Origin of the sequence: Paraburkholderia sp. BL10I2N1 (assembly GCF_004361815.1) — a bacterium.
Taxonomy (GTDB): Bacteria; Pseudomonadota; Gammaproteobacteria; order Burkholderiales; family Burkholderiaceae; genus Paraburkholderia.
This window is the reverse complement of record NZ_SNWA01000004.1, coordinates 19,641-35,487: the sequence shown is the minus strand read 5'-3', so window position 1 is coordinate 35,487 and position 15,847 is coordinate 19,641. Positions and strand designations below refer to the sequence as shown.

Sequence of the window (15,847 nt, the reverse complement as noted above, 5' to 3'; positions counted from 1 at the left end):
CAGGTCTCGCGTCGATTCGGAGGACAGTCATGCCGCAGAAAAAATCAACCGTGTCGCGCTATCCGGACCCGGGCGCGCGGCAGCCGCGCCTCGCCGAAATACGAAATAGCAAGATGGCGACGTCGGCACATGCGTATGTTCGCGGTAACGCCCGACACTTTTACACATGGCTCGCCAGGCTGCATGCCGGCTCACTGCCGGAGGGGCCGGGTGTATGGATCTGTGGAGACTGTCATATCGGCAACCTGGGCCCGGTCGCGGACGCAGACGGAGACGTCGCCATCCAGATCCGGGACCTCGATCAGACCGTCATTGGCAACCCCGCACACGATCTGATTCGCCTCGGGCTGTCACTGGCCACCGCCGCGCGCAGTTCCGATCTGCCAGGCGTCATTACGGCCCGGATGATGGCAGCGCTTATCGACGGGTACGAACAGGCTTTCGACCCGCATCAGAGTGACCAGATGCGCAAGGCGCAACGCCCGGCAGTTGTCCGCGTGGCGATGAAAGAAGCGGTGCATCGTTCCTGGCGAAAACTGGCGAGACAAAGTATTGCAGGCACTGATCCGTCGATTCCGCTGGGCAAGCGTTTCTGGCCGCTGTCGACGAAGGAGCGGAAAGAGATCCACGCCCTTTTCGAAACCGGAACAGGATCGGCACTCGCAACCGTGCTTCGTCCGGCGCAAGCGGGTGCGAAGGTCAAGGTGCTGGATGCCGCATACTGGGTCAAGGGATGCAGTTCGCTCGGCCGTCTGCGCTACGCGGTCCTGGTTGATATTGGCCACGCCTGCGCGGATGGCGGTGCACCATGCCTCGTCGACATCAAGGAAGCCATCGCAGTCAGCGCGCCCAGATACCCGCGCGTTCGCATGCCGCGCGACAACGCGCAACGGGTGGTCGAAGGCGCACGGCACCTGTCACCGTTCCTTGGAGACCGGATGAACGCAGCGCGACTCGATGGTCGCGCTGTAGTGCTTCGCGAACTGTTGCCACAGGATCTGAAGCTGGATGCGGAAAAGCTTGGCGAGGCCGATGCAGTAAAGGCCGCGCATTTCCTGGCGCTTGTTGTTGGCAGGGCTCATGCGAGCCAGATGGATGGCGCAACCCGGAAGTCGTGGCTAGCGGAACTCCGGCGAAGCCGGGAGAGGTCGCGTGATACACCGTCGTGGTTGTGGCTCAGCGTAGTCGAGCTGATCAGCATTCACGAGGCGGCCTATCTGGAACATTGCAGGGGCTTTGCGGCGGAAAAACCCATCGAGTGAGCACCACGTGTCCCGCCGTATGGCTCCATTAGCGTGTTTTCCCGGAACGGCGGCTGTTCGATCGGGCCGCCGCCGACGGCTCCGAGTTTTCCCCATGATGCGCTGGTGGCGTAAGGGCAGACTGACGATGGCCGCGAGCCCCCATCGTCAGTTCATTCCGTTCACGACCGGAAAGGCAACGCGGCAGGCTCACGATCCCGCAGTGAGCAGGAGCATGGCCGCTGCGGCGACTGTGGTCAGGCATCTCCATGCGCTCGGCCAGCCTCGTTGAACCCGCTTTCTTACCGGTGCATTGCAATATTTCCCGCGAAGTGCGATTGAGCCTGGTTATCGGCTCGATCATATATTCCGGTACCCGAACGAGCCGGGCCGGGTCGGGTCGGTGATTGGCCGGGTGACTATCTGGCGAACGCACTGTGTAGCAGCAGCGGAAAATTTCCAGCCCTGGCGGTACCGGAACCTGTCGACCGTTTTCATCAGACCGATGTTGCCCTCCTGGATCAGAGCCAGGAATTGCATGCCGCGATTCGCGTACTTTTTCACAATCGAGATTGCCAGCCGCAAGCCAGTCGCACCTTGCGGATGCGCCGACTGCTGATCGGGGCAGGCGAGGCCGATGCGCCGATTCCGCGCCTTGACACAGCGACCGACAACGCGCCGTTATAGAGGAGCCTTGCGCTCTCTATCTACGGCGCACTGGACTGCGGCTTCGCTTGCCTTGCCATGTGTCGCTGCTCGCTCTACCGCGACGCGGAGCTTTCTACCAGACGCTCAACGCTGCGTACCAGGTACAGCAGTTGCGTGCCCGTCACGTGTGGACTTTCCGAGGAGGACATGATGACCACTCTTGACCCGAAAATGAACCCGGCGGGCACGGGCGCTACTATCGTTGGCGAAGGTATCGGCGACGGCCCTGGGCCCTACGTCATGGCCGCTGCGACACTCGACGGCGACAAGGTTATTTCCGCCGATGGAGAACATGTCGGGAAAATATCCGACATCATGCTCGATGTTCGCGGCGGCCGGATTGCGTATGCGGTGCTGTCCGAGGGCGGCTTCCTCGGCATGGGCACGGCGTTGCACGCGATACCGTGGAGTGCGCTGACGCTCGACACCGACGAAAAGTGCTTCCGCGTCGACATTACAGCGGAGCGCATCAAGAACGAGCCCGGCTTTGACAAGGACCATTGGCCGTCGATGGCTGATACGCAGTGGGCAACCACTGTCCATCAATATTACAACCGCGAACCGTACTGGACAGTTTCACGCGACCGGTATGGCAGCGGCCTGACCGACGTTTAACCGAGGCAACTTCCGCGGGGGAGCAGCGAGCGTCGCTGCTCCGGGACCGCTTCGAAGTATCAGCCCGGAACGGCGTGCCAGCAGCGCACAATCCTCGACGATCAGTTTTCCCCAAGCACACGGCGCAAATGCGATGGCGGGAAGCAACTCAGATCGCATCGCATCGACGTGCTCGAACCCTCGGACCCGAGAGAAATATTCTCCAGCGCCCCCTAAAGCCTGGTGGTCAGGAGGCAGCGTATTTGAACTCCGGAAAGGACTTCAACGAATCCTTGCTTGCGCCTGGGAGACGTATCTGGTTATCAACTGTCTACAGGCTGCTGAACGGAATCGCAATGAGATGCTTGCCCAGCCCGAGAAATCCGCCCACGAGAGGATCGCATACGCGGCGCCATCCTTCGAATTGATGATCAGATCGTCGATCGTGCCGATTGCGTCCTTGTCTTCGTTGTAGACCGTCGCACCGATAATCTTCGATGCGCGATATCGGGCATCAAGGGCGGCATACCCCACTACGGAGAACCTGGACCTCCGAGGTAGAAACACGAACGAGGAAGAGAAAATGGACATGCTTGTCACATTGTTCGGCGAGGGCAAAGAACTGAATTCCATGCAAATGGCAGCGCGCGCCACTGTAGTCTTCTTTGGCGCCCTTATTCTTATCCGCATATCGGGTCGACGTTCCTTCGGTCATCGCTCGCCATTCGACTATGTGGTGGCCATTTTGCTGGGCGCGACTCTGAGCCGTGTGATAGTCGGCGCCTCACCTGCGATTCCTACTTTTGTGGCGTCGTTAGTCATCGTGCTCATACATCGCGCGCTCGCGTGGGCATGCGTCCGGTCGCGGCCGCTGGAATCCCTGGTAGCTGGTGTCGAGAGAGAGGTCTATCGGGATGGCCATTTCGACGACGACCAGATGTATGCAGCACTCATCACACGAGCGGACGTATTCGAAACGGCACGGCAAGTTCTTAGTTCACTAGACCTCGAGAACGTCCAGGCCGCTATTCTCGAGCGCAATGGGGAAGTCAGTCTGATTCGCAAATCGCAGCCTGAGCATCGCCAGTGACCCCTTTACGAGCTCACAACGCAAAATGCTCCGCCGTGACGGACGGCATCTTACCCGGCCAGTGCCCGCATGAGGCGGGCTGTCTAATTCAGAACGATACGGTGTTGGCGGCCTCTCTTTCACCATCCCTGAGCATGCCGCTGACCACGCGCTCTCATCGAGCTTGTCGCTCGCTACGCGAAAGGCTGGCCGACCTTTTCAACACGACCAAGGTCTTCCTCTGAAGCGTCGTCGATGCCGATGGGCTGATTATTCGCCGCGCGGTGCGAAGCGAGTAACACATTCAGTGTCAGATGCCATCGCCTGTGGCATGACAATGGGTGGCGCGGCCGGGAGTACAGTCGTCACTGGGACGGCGACTAACGAGGGTAGCGCCTGCGCTGACCAGCACCGCGAACAATGGTTTTAACCCATAAAGCTGGTGAAGCAAAAGCCCGGGTGCCTCGCACGTTAAGGCCAATCGGTCCGATCTAGCTCCGCCCTGGCAAGGAGCTAGACCGCTGAAGATTGGACGGCTGACAGCTGCCGAAGCGCAAGGTCAGTAGGCCTTTTTCAATCCGCTGCCGTCCGAGGCAGGGGCATCCATTCCTCCCTTCTTCTGCTTCATCTGCTTGTTCGACATGTCGCCCGACTTTCCCATGGTGTTTGCACCCGACGCGCCAGACGTTGACTCTGTAGTGCTGTTTGCATTTGGGGTTCCCATTCCAGTCCCACCCTGACCTGCACCAGCCGCCCCACCGCCGCCAGCGCCCGCACCCTGCGCGTACGCGGCGCCAGACAAACTTATAACCAATACTGAAAGCACGATTTCCTTCGTGGTAGCTCGCATGACGGTCTCCTTCGTTCACAAAGCGACTGGGCGCAACCTGAGCGGGTGCAAATCCGCCCTCCACGATTCGCAATTCCTGTGCCGCAGCCGGTCCAAGGGTATGCGCGGCTTCAGTGAATCTGGTTGAACGGGCATGGTCGTTGCGTGCGAGAGGCTCAGAACAGACTGGACTGGACGTATTACGCCTTCAGTTCCGAAGTGAGCGCGATTTGACAGTGTCGCGGGCGTAGCACGTATCCGGTGGTGACGGATGGAGGGAGACATGCCACAAGTCGTCGTTGGACTTTTCACCTCATATCGCGACGGCCATGAGGCGCTTCGCGCGCTGCAAGCACTGGGGCTAACACGGGACCAGGGACACTTATACCAGGCAGGCAAGCGCCACATGGATTCGACTTTTATTGAGGATGGCTCTGGCACCGATTGGGGCGGCCCGGAGTGCGCGGAGTATGCCGCCCATGGCGAGCATTTGGGCGTCGCAGGCACGGCAAACCGATGCCGCAGTTCGGAGAAAGGATATTCGCAGCCTGCTGCCGAACCGAGCGCCGAGACGCCGATGCGCACGCTTCTGGTTGTCGAAGACATACGCGAGCTGCGACCTGCCGCCACTTGCGAGGTGTTGTACGAACACGGCGCGATCGCAGTGAAGGACCCTACCGGTCACTGGCGCTTCTCACCTTACCGAGGAGTCTGCCGCAGCCAGGAGTAGAGAAGGAGTTCGCGCGGAACGCCGGAAGGAACTGGTGGATGGGCCAGACGCATATTCGGGTCACGGGCGACTGGAAGTATGTATTGGTACCCGACGGCCGGCGGCGACCGCAACACATCGATTCGCTGTTTCGCGCCAGCCGGGACAGGTTGCAGCCCACCGTTACTTCGAGAAGGCGATTTCCCAGAGGGGTGCGGCTGAGGCGGTGGTCATTGATAAAGGCACCAATCCGGCCAGGCTGCATCCGATCAACGTCGGGCGCAAAACGCCCATCAGGATTCGCCCGGTCATGGATCTGAACAATATCGTCGACCCCGACCACCGGGGCCGGAACTTTCCATCACGCCACCCTAACGCGACAAAGCCTGGTATCGCGGTGCTGATGATCTACTCTGCGCTGGTGGGGAGTCTATAGTAAACAAAGCCGCCACGCGTCTATTGCCCAGAATCCGGTGGTTCGAGCGGACGAGACTGGCGGTGCCGCGGCTCGGATCCGGCGTCAGGACTGACCGTGGAACAATTGTGAAGGAGGAGTTTCATCATGCTACAAGCTAGTGAAATCCAGAAGCGTTTCACCCATCTGGAGCGAACCATCGAGAAAGCTTCACAGGCCTGTCACGCGGATACCTCGCTGCCGAAGGAACTGATGGAGTGCGTCGATCAACTCGATAAAAAAGCCGAAGGCGCAAAAAAAATAATGGAGTCAAAAGACGAAAATCGCATGCGTCAATGGGTAGACGACCTTGAACAAGTCGGCGACCGTGCAGAGCAAGCGTGTCAACGCGCGACCAATGTTAATGCGAAAGTGAAAAGTGCCGTCACTTCAGTACACGCCGAGCTTTCCGATTTGAAGAAACAGTTACATTGATTTATCCAGAAAGAGCAGCGGCCCTGCCGTGGGCACGCGCGAAGGTCGCCCGATCTCGTCATGCACGGATTCGCCGGCCTTCGCGAAAAACGCGCTGCGTCGCGCGAAAACACAACGCCTTTCGATTACTCGTGGTAACTCACGGGTCAGTGCGGGCAGTTCGTTTCAGACACGCGAGGATGCTGCCGCGTTGGGAGCGCGGCGGAAGAAATACCGCAGGTCGCCCAGACTGGGATGACAGCGTCAGCGCGCTCCACGGAATCGCATGGAGATTCACACCCATGCCAAGCAAGCCACCTTCGGAAAGCACAACGTACGCAATGCGACCGCTGCGCACGTCGAGCATGATGTCAGATATCCGGGAAATAGCTTTGCTCGCCGATAAGTTCGTAAATCCCGAAATGCTTCAGACTATCCTTTACGGGCCCTTTCAGCTCCGCGAAACACAGCGCCACGTTCAGCTCGAGCAGTTCGCCACGCAGCCGCGCGAACATGTCGGCGGCAGTGAGATCGATGTCGGTGACCGGTTCGCCGCGATCACGATCCATCCGGTTTTCGTCGGTGCCTCGCGCACCGCCTGCAGCACACGTTCGCGAAAAATCTCCGCGTTCGCGAAGAAGAAGGGCGCATCCCAGCGCAAATCGACTGCGCGAATTCGCTCGGTCTCAGCCGGTAAAGGCGCCACACGCCGCGGACTTCGAGCAACCGCAGACAGGCGGCAATGACGACTCGCTGCGAGTGCGGCCTGCGGCGTATTTTGCAGCGCCTGTGGCGCGAGCAGCAGCAACCCGGCGACAGTCAGCGCGGCGGCTACGCCCGTGGCCTGTGTCTTCACACCCGCGGCTTCCGCGACCGGTGTGCGCGAGCCGCTTGCCGCGACAGAGAAGCCCTGAAACAGGCCGGCAGCCGCATTCGCAATCCCGAGTGCGACGAACTCGCGATTGCGGTCAACCGGGGCGCCGCTGCGCAGCCCATAGATCTGCGACAGCATGCTGATGTCGGTGAACGAGACGAGCGCGATGGCGGCCGCGCTCATCGACAGCGCAAGCCATTCGTTTGCAGCAAGCACCGGAAAGGCCGGCACGAAACATCACACGCGCGGCCCGTCGCTGCGGCCAGGCAACTGCAATATCTACACGTCTGCATGGGAATCTTTTCAAACGCGTTCCGCTTCGTGGATCTCTGCCGCGGGCGCAAACGTATCGTGAGGAGCGCACGTTGTTCGAGCAGCCGTTGCGCTCCCTCGGAGTTGTCAAATACACACTCAGTGGAGCGTCGAAAACCAAAAGGTGAACGGCCGGTTGCCCTTCTTTTCCGTTGGGCACGGCGTCGTAGCGCCACCGGGGTATAGGTAGGCGCTAATCGGACGGGCATGCCGGAGTGTAGGGTGCCGGCGGGATTGGGAACGTGGTAAGTCAGAGTGACTTTCCGTGAGGCAGAGGCTGGCCTGCCATATGGAATGAGACGCGGGTCAGCATTGCTGCCAGCGCCGCACGGGCGCGGACTGTGCTGCGCCCCGATGACTTCCTGGTCATTAGTCAGCATACGCAACGATAGCGGTGTTATGCCGGACTGGGGGCCGGTCTCGACGCCGTCCATGTCGCGCATCATCACGTCATACCGGTTCTCGCGTATGAGCGCAATCGGCACCTTGCCATCAAGACACACATACCTGTCTCAACGGCAGGGACGTGCCAGAAGACGCAACGAACAATCGCAGGATTATCCGATACGCCCACTTCAATCATCATCGCATGCAGCGCGCCTATTCGCGACCCCCGAGCAGGTCCGCCATATCGTCGGCGTGCTCCTCTTCAACCGCGAGAATTGCCTCGAACAGACGGCGCGTCGTCGTGTCGTTGTCCCCGAGGTAGCGAATGAACTCGCGATACGTATCGATCGCGATGCGCTCGGCGATCAAGTTTTCGCGAATCATGTCAACGAGATTCGCGCCTTCCTTGTACTCGGAATGAGCGCGCGACGTCAGGCGGTCCGGTGCGAAGTCTGGCGCACCGCCGAGTTGCACAATGCGCTGCGCGATCATGTCGGCGTGCCCCTGCTCTTCGACTGCGTGCTGGGCGAATTCGTCGGCAACGGCATCCGAATTGATTCCTTTTGCCATAAAATAGTGGCGCTTATAGCGCAGCGTGCAAATGATCTCAGTCGCGAGGGCATCATTGAGCAGCTTCACGACGGTCTCCCGGTCGGCGCCATAGGTTTCGGTGACAGGACCGTCTGACATGTGCTTGCGCGCGTGTTCGCGGATTTTCTGCACATCCATCACGAACGGATCCGGGGATTTCGACGCTGCGCCCTGCGTAACGGATGACTTCGACATTTTGCAACTCCTTTCTGAAATTGAAGTGGACGCGCCGCGACACCGTTGCGCGGCATCGTGCCATCTCGCTTAAGAGGGACGTGGCGGCTACGGTCGGAAGGCCGTGGCCCGCTGACCCTGCCGATCCGCGCGCTGACCAGTTGGATCGCAACCATCAGCGGATAGGTCAGCAGCGTGGTCCAGAGGACGTTATAGCCAAACGCGGCGCCTGCCTGCGAGTACGTCGCAATACCGCTCGGATCATCGTCCGCCGCGCCGGTGACCAGACCGGGCCCTAACTTTTCCAGCCACGGATTGGCTGACCCCACTGGCGTAGTTGGTGGCTCAATGTCGGTTGTCATGGGTGTTCCAGACGCGGCCCAAAGGGATACTCAAGGCCAGGACGATGCAGCATGCCTGGCCGCGTCGGAAGCAGCATGACGCAATGATGGAGGAGCAAATCTTGCGCCTCCTATCGCCCTATCTGGATGCCCAGCCTTTGAACGACGTAGAACGTGCCGAGGGAAACGCCATCATTGGACGAAGTTTCGATGGAATCGGGTGGGCAAATGACGCGAAACGCAAAGGCAAAGGACCTGATCTCGCCGTCCCGCTTGACCAGGCCAATTGCGTAGCGGGACGCCAGTCAGGCCCGTCTGCCGAACGGCGGATGTCGGCGACGACGACCGGTTCAACTCGACCCGACCCGATACCGTCACTGGCGTTCACCGAAAGCGGCCACCCGCAAACTTGGTCAGGAATTCCGAACTGCGGGTGGCACGAACATGACGGGCCACTGCAAAAGCCTTTGCCGCGCGAAGACGAATGATAGGTAGGTACCTTAGCGCTTGCTAACGGCCGTCTGGAACATTGGCGCATTGCGCATTGAGAGCGCTACTGGCCACGTGGCAGACGCACTGAGAACACGGTTTCGCTCGCGTCGGACCGCGCTTCAGTCTCGCCATTGTGAGCGATGGCGATTTCGCTCGCGATATACAGACCGAGTCCGAGACTACGTCCCGCATCGTATGTGTCGTCGAGACCTTCGCCGCGCCTGAGGGGATCAAAAATACGCTCCAGCACCGATTGTTCAATAACTGGCCCACTGTTCCTGACCTCAAAGCGAACCTCGGCGTCTTCTCCTGTCACCGAAACACGGACCGGCGCGTCGGGTGCTCCGTACTTGATCGCATTCAGGACGAGATTGCCAAGCAGTTGCTGAAGACGTTGGCCATCCCAAACGCCCTGAGTATTGCCCAGTACATCCAGATCGACCCTGCGGTCCGGGTGAGCCGCCCGCAACTGGTCCACCTCATCGGCAAACACAGCCTCCAGGTCGACGTTGCTCGGGACGATGTTGATGCCCAAACCCAGCCTGGTCCTGTTGTAATCGCTCAGATCATCGACCAACGCCTGCATACGGGCGCCGCTTCTGATCAGACGCGCTGCGGCTTCCGTGACCTTCTCCCCTGCATTGAGGGCTGCCAGATATGAAGCCGTCATCTGGATGGTCTGGAGTGGGCTGCGCATATCGTGCCCGAGCATTCCGAGTAACAGGTTGCGAGCCTGGTCGACATGCGCGCTGAAAGACCCGACTGATTCGGCAACTGCCTGATCGATGGCCTCGTTGAAGCGGATCATGTCATCCATATTAGGGACAGTCGGTTGACATTCATCAATCCACAGGCGAAGAACACTAGCGCGTAGCGCGCGGTACTCGGCGGCCAACTGCTTGATGTTGAAGCCGCCTCGTGCCCGGAGAAATGCATGCGTTTGTGCAGCGGTCTCGTGAGCATCGATCAGTCTGGGGGCTCGCCCCATTGACTTCTCGGCCTGGGCTTCCCTGGTCTGGGATGTCGACAAATCCTTTGCTATGGCCTCCAGAATCTGCTGCGCGTGATCGCGCAATGCCAGCGATTTCACGCCCGCCGCAGCCGGCAACAAAGTGGCAGCAAACGCTTCCCACTGCGCCAGGATAGCCTCCGTGTCACGTAAGATAAAGTCGGCCAGTCGCATGTCTGTCCCAGAAGGAGGAGGGCGGAAATTGCCCGTGGGGTATATGGTGCACCCATATTACTTCTAAATCTTCCAAGGGTTTCTACAGGGCACCGACATTGCTTCCGGTGATCATTAAAGCGCTATCTGGAACGGCGAGATGTCCACATCGGAAACGGCGCGCCTGCTTATCGCGGACGACGACCCTAATGTCCTGGCAGCATACGTGCTGTTCTTCGAAGCTCACGGCTACGACATTCGAACCGTCGGAGATGGAGTGGCCGCGTTGGTCGAATACTGCGCCTGGCACCCTGAAGCGGTTGTCCTCGATATCGATATGCCCCGTCTTGACGGTCGGGCGGTGGCGAGGGAAATCCGGCGCATCAAAGCTCAACCTGCGCCGCTGCTGGTGGCGGTGACGGCTCTTGCCTCGCAAGTAGAGCAGGTCGAATCAATCAGATCGGGGTTCGATCATCACTTTGTAAAACCTGCCCCACTGCCGGTAATTCTCACTGTGATAGCGTCCCGCGTAGGTCCTGGCAACGCGAATGCGCCCCGACATTGAGATCGTCTTGACTGACTGCGCTCGGGGTCCACCAGTGAGCGGACGGTTATGGCTGGTCTTTGCCTGTCGCCGATCGGCAGCGCGCGTAAAGGGTTGTTCGATGCCTGCCATCGTCCGCAGGACTGTGAGTGCGCCACCGGGCGAGCTGGCAGGCGCAGAACGAGCCTCGATGGAGGAAACCGCGCAGTGGTGCGTTCCACCAGACCGCGCACGCCGCCGATGTATCGCGTCTCGCTCGTCGACGGATCGCGGGTGGAGGAAAAGCCAACCTTGTCGCTCGCGATCGTCGCCAGATAGGCTTTCATTGCAAGGCGTCCCGCCGTGCCGTAACCGTAGGCGTTCATCCCGCCAGCACGGTAGGCCACTTTGAAAGCGGCGGTCTGTGGCTGACCGTCAACGGCGAGACGAAGCAGAAGAGCGATGTGTCGCATCTGATCTGGTCAGTGGCCGAAACCGTTTCAGACCTGTCGAAGTTCTTCCGCCTCGAACCGGGTGATGTGATCTTCACGGGCACGCCTGAAGGCGTTGGCTCAGTGAAGACGGGCGACACGATGAAAGCCGGCGTCGAGCGTTTGGGCGAAGTGACGGTACACGTGGCCTGACACACGTAATCTGCATTGGACGGAGGTCTACTCGTGCAACTCCATAGCTTCTTCAACAGCTCGGCGTCGTACCGCGTGCGTATTGCGCTCGCGCTCAAAGGTCTCGCGTACGACACGCTGCCCGTCAATATCCGCGTCGGCGAGCATCGCGCAGCGGATTACGTGGCGAACGTGAATCCATCGGCGTTGGTACCCGCGTTGATCGACGGCGATTTCAAGCTCGGCCAGTCACTCGCGATCATCGACTATCTCGACCAGACGCATCCCGAGCCGCGCATGATTCCGCTCGGACCGGAACTGCGGGCGCGGGTGCTCGAACTTTTGATGCTGATTGCCTGCGACATCCATCCCGTCAACAACCTGCGCGTGCTGCGCTATCTGGAGACGGAACTGGAGGTTGCGCCGCAGCAAAAAACCGCGTGGTATCGGCACTGGATCGCTCAAGGGATGGCGGGCGTCGAGCGCATGCTCGAACGCAGCAACGAAGGCCCGTGGTGCTTCGGCGCGCAACCGACGCTCGCCGACCTGTCTCTCGTGCCGCAGGTCGCCAACGCCCTGCGCATGGACTGTGATTTGAGCGCCTATCCTCGCAGCCTCGCCGTGTATGAACACGCGTTGAAACACCCCGCATTCGGTGTCGCACAGCCGCCGCATCAGCCCGATTACATCGCTTGATCGCATGAGAGCGGAGTAAGCGCTAAAGCGCTAACCGGTCGACATACATGTTGCATGGGACCAGAGTAAGCGCTAAAGCGCTAACTCTGGTCGACATACATGTTGCATGGGACCAGAGTAAGCGCTAAAGCGCTAACTCTGGTCGACATAGGAGACAACTATGAGTGGGACAGACAAAGGGCGGCGCGTGCTCGTGATCGGCGGCGGCATTGGTGGCCTCGCCGCTGCGCTGGCGCTCGCACGGCAGGGCATTCGAGTGCAACTGCTCGAGCAGGCTCCGGAAATCAAGGAGATAGGCGCGGGCATCCAGCTGGCCGCGAACGCGTTCAACGCGCTCGATGCGTTGGGTGTCGGCGAGGCGGCGCGCGGCCGGGCCGTGTTCACCGACTACCTCAGCCTGAGGGATGCGCTCGATGCGAAGGAAATGGTGCGCATCGACGTCGGCGCGCCATATCGCACGCGCTTCGGCAATCCGTATGCAGTGATTCACCGGGCGGACATCCATCTGTCGATTCTCGAAGCCGTCAGGGATCATCCGTTGATCCAGTTCCGCACAAACACGCAGGTCTGCGCGCTCGATCAGGATGCCGACGGTGTGACCGTCACCTACCAGCATGGCGCGCGGTACAGCGCAGACGCGGTGATTGGTTGTGACGGCGTGAAGTCGGCGATTCGCAAGGCGCTGATCGGTGACGAGCAGCGCGTGACAGGGCATGTTGTGTATCGCGCGGTCGTCGATGTCGAGAACATGCCCAAGGACCTGCAAATCAATGCGCCTGTCGTGTGGGCGGGTCCGCATTGTCACCTTGTGCATTACCCATTGCGCGGCGGCCGGCAGTACAACCTCGTCGTCACGTTTCATAGCCGCGAAAAGGAAGAATGGGGCGTTCGCGAAGAAAGCAAGGAGGAAGTGCTGTCGTACTTTGAGGGCATCCATCCGTTGCCGCAACAGATGCTCGACCGGCCGACTTCATGGAAGCGCTGGGCCACGGCGGACCGCGATCCCGTGGAACGCTGGAGCGATGGGCGCGCCACCGTGCTCGGCGACGCTGCACACCCGATGACCCAGTACCTCGCGCAGGGTGCCTGTCAGGCGCTCGAAGATGCGGTCACGCTCGGCGCGGCCGTTGCCGCGACCGATGGCGATTTCGAGGCCGCGTTCAAGCTGTACGAGTCGGCGCGTATTCCGCGCACGGCCCGCGTGCTGTATTCGGCACGCGAAATGGGCCGCATCTATCACGCGAAGGGTGTCGAGCGTCTGGTGCGTAATTCGCTTTGGGTCGGCCGCACGCAGGAGCAGTTCTACGACGCGTTGGCGTGGTTGCATGGCTGGCGCGCCGAAGACTGTCTGAATTGCGCCGTCTAACGCTAACGCTATAGGCACCAACGCATTGGGCCGCCTGCTCAAAAGAGCTTGAATGCTTTGAGCAATCGCGCGAGTTCCATGCTGCAGTGACAAGTTGCTGGTCTTGACCGGGCGGCGGCCGCGATTCGGCCGCTGCAACCTGGAAGGTCGCACGCTTGGCGTGCATCATCGCATCCACTCATTAAACGTCCTGGCCCGCAACGACGGGCCACCGCGCTGCTGTATCGTGAATTGGCGCATACGCTGTTGTGACGGTTTCAGTCCGGCCATGAAGAGACGCCCGACATAGCTCCGCGCGACCGTAGTTCGGGCAGCAAGAGCCGCCGGAACAGCGATCAACCGGACCTGACAGGCAAAATGCACGGTCCCTGCCGGCTTACGAAGCAGCCCTTTTTAGTGCAACAACCTCGCGTCGCGGTGGCGCCCCGAACATGCGCGAGTATTCCCGACTGAATTGCGAAGGGCTTTCATAACCGACCTGAAACGCGGCGGTTTCGACGTTAGCAGTATCAGTTGTCATCAAGCGGCGCGCCTCCAGCAAGCGAAGCTGCTTCTGGTACTGCAGCGGCGTCATCGACGTCAGCGCCTTGAACTCTCGATGGAACGCCGAAGGGCTCATCTGGGCAGTGCGCGCCAGATCCTCGATGCGCACCGGTTCTGCAAAGCGTTCACGCAACGCATGGATTGCACTGATCACGCGTTGTGAACGACTGCTGGACAGCGCCAGCCCCGCGATCTCGCCGCCTCGTGGCCCGGTCAAGAGCCAGTAGCTGATCTCACGCATGAGCAGCGGATAGATCATTGGGATTGCGTTGGGCGTATCGAGCAGGCGAACCATACGCAGCGCACAGTCGCCCAGCGGTCCATCGAAATTCGTAACGAAGACCCCCGAACGGGCGTCACCGCTGGATTTCGGAAGCGTATCCAACGCTTCCATCACTTCACGCATGGTTGCCAGATCGAATTCGATGATGACGCCAAGAAACGGCTTCTCGGGACTCGCTTCGACGACCCGGCCGAACGCTGGCGTCTCCACACTGACGACCAGCGCCTGTCCCGCCCTGTAGTCGAACCGCCTGTCGCCGAACGTCGTCCATTTTGCGCCTTGGACGACGATACAAAGCGCCGGCTTGTGAATCAGGTGATTGGGCCGGGTCTCCTGGTTCGAACGGAGAATCGTAAGTCCTTCAACCGCCGTTACAAACGGGCTTTCCCCCGTTTGCGCATCCGTGTAGCGGGTCACTGCGTCTATCAGCGCATCGGACATATCCAGGTCTCTCGGTGTCGGTGTTCCCGGACGTTATAGTCGGCCGAGCAGGATTAGGCAAGAAACTGGTGAGTTCCGGCATTCAACCGATCTGACGGCAGGGCTATCGTTACCCCCACGCCAAACTACAGGAGCGCGCAATGCCCACCGAAATCACCTCTACTTCAAGTCCACGGATTGCGATCGTTACCGGCGGCAGCCGCGGTATTGGCCGAAATACGGTGCTCAGTCTCGCCAGACGTGGCGTCGATTCGATTTTTACCTACCACTCGAATCGCGCAGAAGCCGGGCACGTGGTTGCCGCGGTCCAGGAAACAGGGCGTCGCGCCATTGCGCTGCGACTCGACACCGGCGACGTTAGTTCGTTCGACCCGTTCGTGCAGGATGTTCAGCAAGCACTGGCCAGCCTGCGAGCCAAGCGTTTTGACTACCTCGTCAACAATGCGGGAACCTCGCTGCACAATGCATTCGATCAGACGACCGAGGACGAACTGGACCATGTCTACCGCATCCATTTCAAAGGCGTGTTCTTCCTTACGCAAAAACTTCTGCCATTCATCAACGACAACGGGCGGATCGTGAACATCTCTTCGGGGTTGGCCCGCGTAACGCTCCCCGGCTCTTCCGCGTATGCGTCAATGAAGGGGGCTGTCGAAGTGCTGACCCGCTATATGGCGAAAGAACTCGGTGCACGCTGGATTGCCGTCAACACCGTCGCCCCGGGCGCAGTCGCGACCGACTTCAGTGGTGGCATGGTGCGCGACAATCCCGAAGTGAACAAACGCGTGGCGGACATGACCGCGCTCGGCCGCGTCGGCGAACCCGAGGACATTGGCCCGATGATCGCGGCGCTGCTTTCGGATGACAACCGCTGGATAAACGGGCAGCGCATCGAGGTCTCAGGCGGCATGGTCCTCTAACGCCCAGGCAGGGACGTTCTGGGTCAAACGTCCCTCCAGCTAAGGCGCGGTGGCCATACGAGCCATCGCTTTTCCGACATGTTCGGCCAACGCTTTTTTGC

General features: G+C 60.2%; 14 protein-coding genes and 6 pseudogenes. 10 read left to right on the top strand and 10 right to left on the bottom strand.

The window, feature by feature from the left end:
* Positions 1-29: 29 nt before the first annotated feature.
* Positions 30-1,262, top strand: a complete 1,233-nt coding sequence (locus B0G77_RS41580; RefSeq protein ID WP_133667682.1) for a DUF2252 family protein — start codon at positions 30-32, stop codon at positions 1,260-1,262.
* Between the two features lie 235 nt (positions 1,263-1,497).
* Here the strand turns inward: B0G77_RS41580 and B0G77_RS45135 are convergent.
* A pseudogene (locus B0G77_RS45135) lies at positions 1,498-1,826 on the bottom strand (sigma factor); the annotation flags it as partial.
* A 273-nt stretch (positions 1,827-2,099) separates the two neighbouring features.
* Between B0G77_RS45135 and B0G77_RS41570 the strand changes: the two are divergent.
* The gene (locus B0G77_RS41570) at positions 2,100-2,564 is read left to right on the top strand and encodes a PRC-barrel domain-containing protein (protein ID WP_133667681.1); all 465 of its coding nucleotides are present in this window, start codon (positions 2,100-2,102) and stop codon (positions 2,562-2,564) included.
* A gap of 261 nt (positions 2,565-2,825) precedes the next feature.
* Here the strand turns inward: B0G77_RS41570 and B0G77_RS41565 are convergent, their stop codons facing one another.
* Positions 2,826-3,134, bottom strand: coding sequence for a PRC-barrel domain-containing protein (locus B0G77_RS41565; RefSeq protein WP_166656400.1), 309 nt, complete (start codon positions 3,132-3,134; stop codon positions 2,826-2,828).
* Here B0G77_RS41565 and B0G77_RS41560 point away from each other — a divergent pair.
* Positions 3,127-3,633, top strand: coding sequence for a YetF domain-containing protein (locus tag B0G77_RS41560; RefSeq protein ID WP_133667679.1), 507 nt, complete (start codon positions 3,127-3,129; stop codon positions 3,631-3,633). The two genes, B0G77_RS41565 and B0G77_RS41560, sit on opposite strands and share 8 nt — an antisense overlap.
* Positions 3,634-3,833: 200 nt before the next feature.
* On the opposite strand, the pseudogene B0G77_RS45130 reads toward B0G77_RS41560, so the two are convergent.
* Both B0G77_RS45130 and B0G77_RS41550 read right to left on the bottom strand, forming a co-directional pair.
* Positions 3,834-3,929: pseudogene (locus B0G77_RS45130) on the bottom strand (low affinity iron permease family protein); the annotation flags it as partial.
* 242 nt (positions 3,930-4,171) lie between these two features.
* Positions 4,172-4,462 carry a hypothetical protein gene (locus B0G77_RS41550; protein ID WP_133667678.1) on the bottom strand — a complete coding sequence of 97 codons (291 nt, stop codon included), beginning with the start codon at positions 4,460-4,462 and terminating at the stop codon, positions 4,172-4,174.
* Between the two features lie 262 nt (positions 4,463-4,724).
* Between B0G77_RS41550 and B0G77_RS41545 the strand changes: the two genes are divergently transcribed.
* Both B0G77_RS41545 and B0G77_RS41540 read left to right on the top strand, forming a co-directional pair.
* Positions 4,725-5,171 carry a hypothetical protein gene (locus B0G77_RS41545; RefSeq protein ID WP_133667677.1) on the top strand — a complete coding sequence of 149 codons (447 nt, stop codon included), beginning with the start codon at positions 4,725-4,727 and terminating at the stop codon, positions 5,169-5,171.
* A gap of 541 nt (positions 5,172-5,712) precedes the next feature.
* A complete protein-coding gene (locus B0G77_RS41540) occupies positions 5,713-6,039 on the top strand; it encodes a hypothetical protein (RefSeq protein WP_133667676.1) in 327 nt (108 codons plus the stop codon).
* A 232-nt stretch (positions 6,040-6,271) separates the two neighbouring features.
* Here the strand turns inward: B0G77_RS41540 and B0G77_RS45125 are convergent.
* The 5 genes and pseudogenes from B0G77_RS45125 to B0G77_RS41515 form a co-directional block, all read right to left on the bottom strand.
* Positions 6,272-6,442, bottom strand: a pseudogene (locus B0G77_RS45125) (PRC-barrel domain-containing protein); the annotation flags it as partial.
* Positions 6,414-7,123 (bottom strand): annotated as a pseudogene (locus B0G77_RS41530) (SulP family inorganic anion transporter); the annotation flags it as partial. The pseudogenes B0G77_RS41530 and B0G77_RS45125, both read right to left, overlap by 29 nt.
* 681 nt (positions 7,124-7,804) lie before the next feature.
* On the bottom strand, positions 7,805-8,377 hold the full coding sequence (locus tag B0G77_RS41525; RefSeq protein WP_133667674.1) for a ferritin-like domain-containing protein: 573 nt from the start codon (positions 8,375-8,377) through the stop codon (positions 7,805-7,807).
* Between the two features lie 107 nt (positions 8,378-8,484).
* Positions 8,485-8,718 (bottom strand): annotated as a pseudogene (locus tag B0G77_RS41520) (divalent metal cation transporter); the annotation flags it as partial.
* Between the two features lie 532 nt (positions 8,719-9,250).
* Positions 9,251-10,372: a sensor histidine kinase gene (locus tag B0G77_RS41515; RefSeq protein WP_133667673.1), complete on the bottom strand. Its 1,122-nt coding sequence runs from the start codon at positions 10,370-10,372 to the stop codon at positions 9,251-9,253.
* 139 nt (positions 10,373-10,511) lie between these two features.
* On the opposite strand from B0G77_RS41515, the gene B0G77_RS41510 reads away from it, so the two are divergent.
* The 4 genes and pseudogenes from B0G77_RS41510 to B0G77_RS41495 all read left to right on the top strand — a co-directional run bounded on the left by B0G77_RS41510 (position 10,512) and on the right by B0G77_RS41495 (position 13,559).
* Entirely contained in the window at positions 10,512-10,916 is a 405-nt protein-coding gene (locus tag B0G77_RS41510) for a response regulator (protein WP_133667672.1), read from the top strand.
* 290 nt (positions 10,917-11,206) lie between these two features.
* Positions 11,207-11,518 (top strand): annotated as a pseudogene (locus tag B0G77_RS41505) (fumarylacetoacetate hydrolase family protein); the annotation flags it as partial.
* A gap of 33 nt (positions 11,519-11,551) precedes the next feature.
* On the top strand, positions 11,552-12,193 hold the full coding sequence (gene maiA / locus B0G77_RS41500) for a maleylacetoacetate isomerase (protein WP_133667671.1): 642 nt from the start codon (positions 11,552-11,554) through the stop codon (positions 12,191-12,193).
* A gap of 160 nt (positions 12,194-12,353) precedes the next feature.
* Positions 12,354-13,559, top strand: a complete 1,206-nt coding sequence (locus tag B0G77_RS41495) for a 3-hydroxybenzoate 6-monooxygenase (RefSeq protein ID WP_133667670.1) — start codon at positions 12,354-12,356, stop codon at positions 13,557-13,559.
* 376 nt (positions 13,560-13,935) lie between these two features.
* Here the strand turns inward: B0G77_RS41495 and B0G77_RS41490 are convergent, their stop codons facing one another.
* Positions 13,936-14,826, bottom strand: coding sequence for an AraC family transcriptional regulator (locus tag B0G77_RS41490; RefSeq protein WP_133667669.1), 891 nt, complete (start codon positions 14,824-14,826; stop codon positions 13,936-13,938).
* A gap of 140 nt (positions 14,827-14,966) precedes the next feature.
* On the opposite strand from B0G77_RS41490, the gene B0G77_RS41485 reads away from it, so the two are divergent.
* On the top strand, positions 14,967-15,746 hold the full coding sequence (locus tag B0G77_RS41485; protein WP_133667668.1) for an SDR family oxidoreductase: 780 nt from the start codon (positions 14,967-14,969) through the stop codon (positions 15,744-15,746).
* The last annotated feature ends 101 nt before the right edge of the window (positions 15,747-15,847 follow it).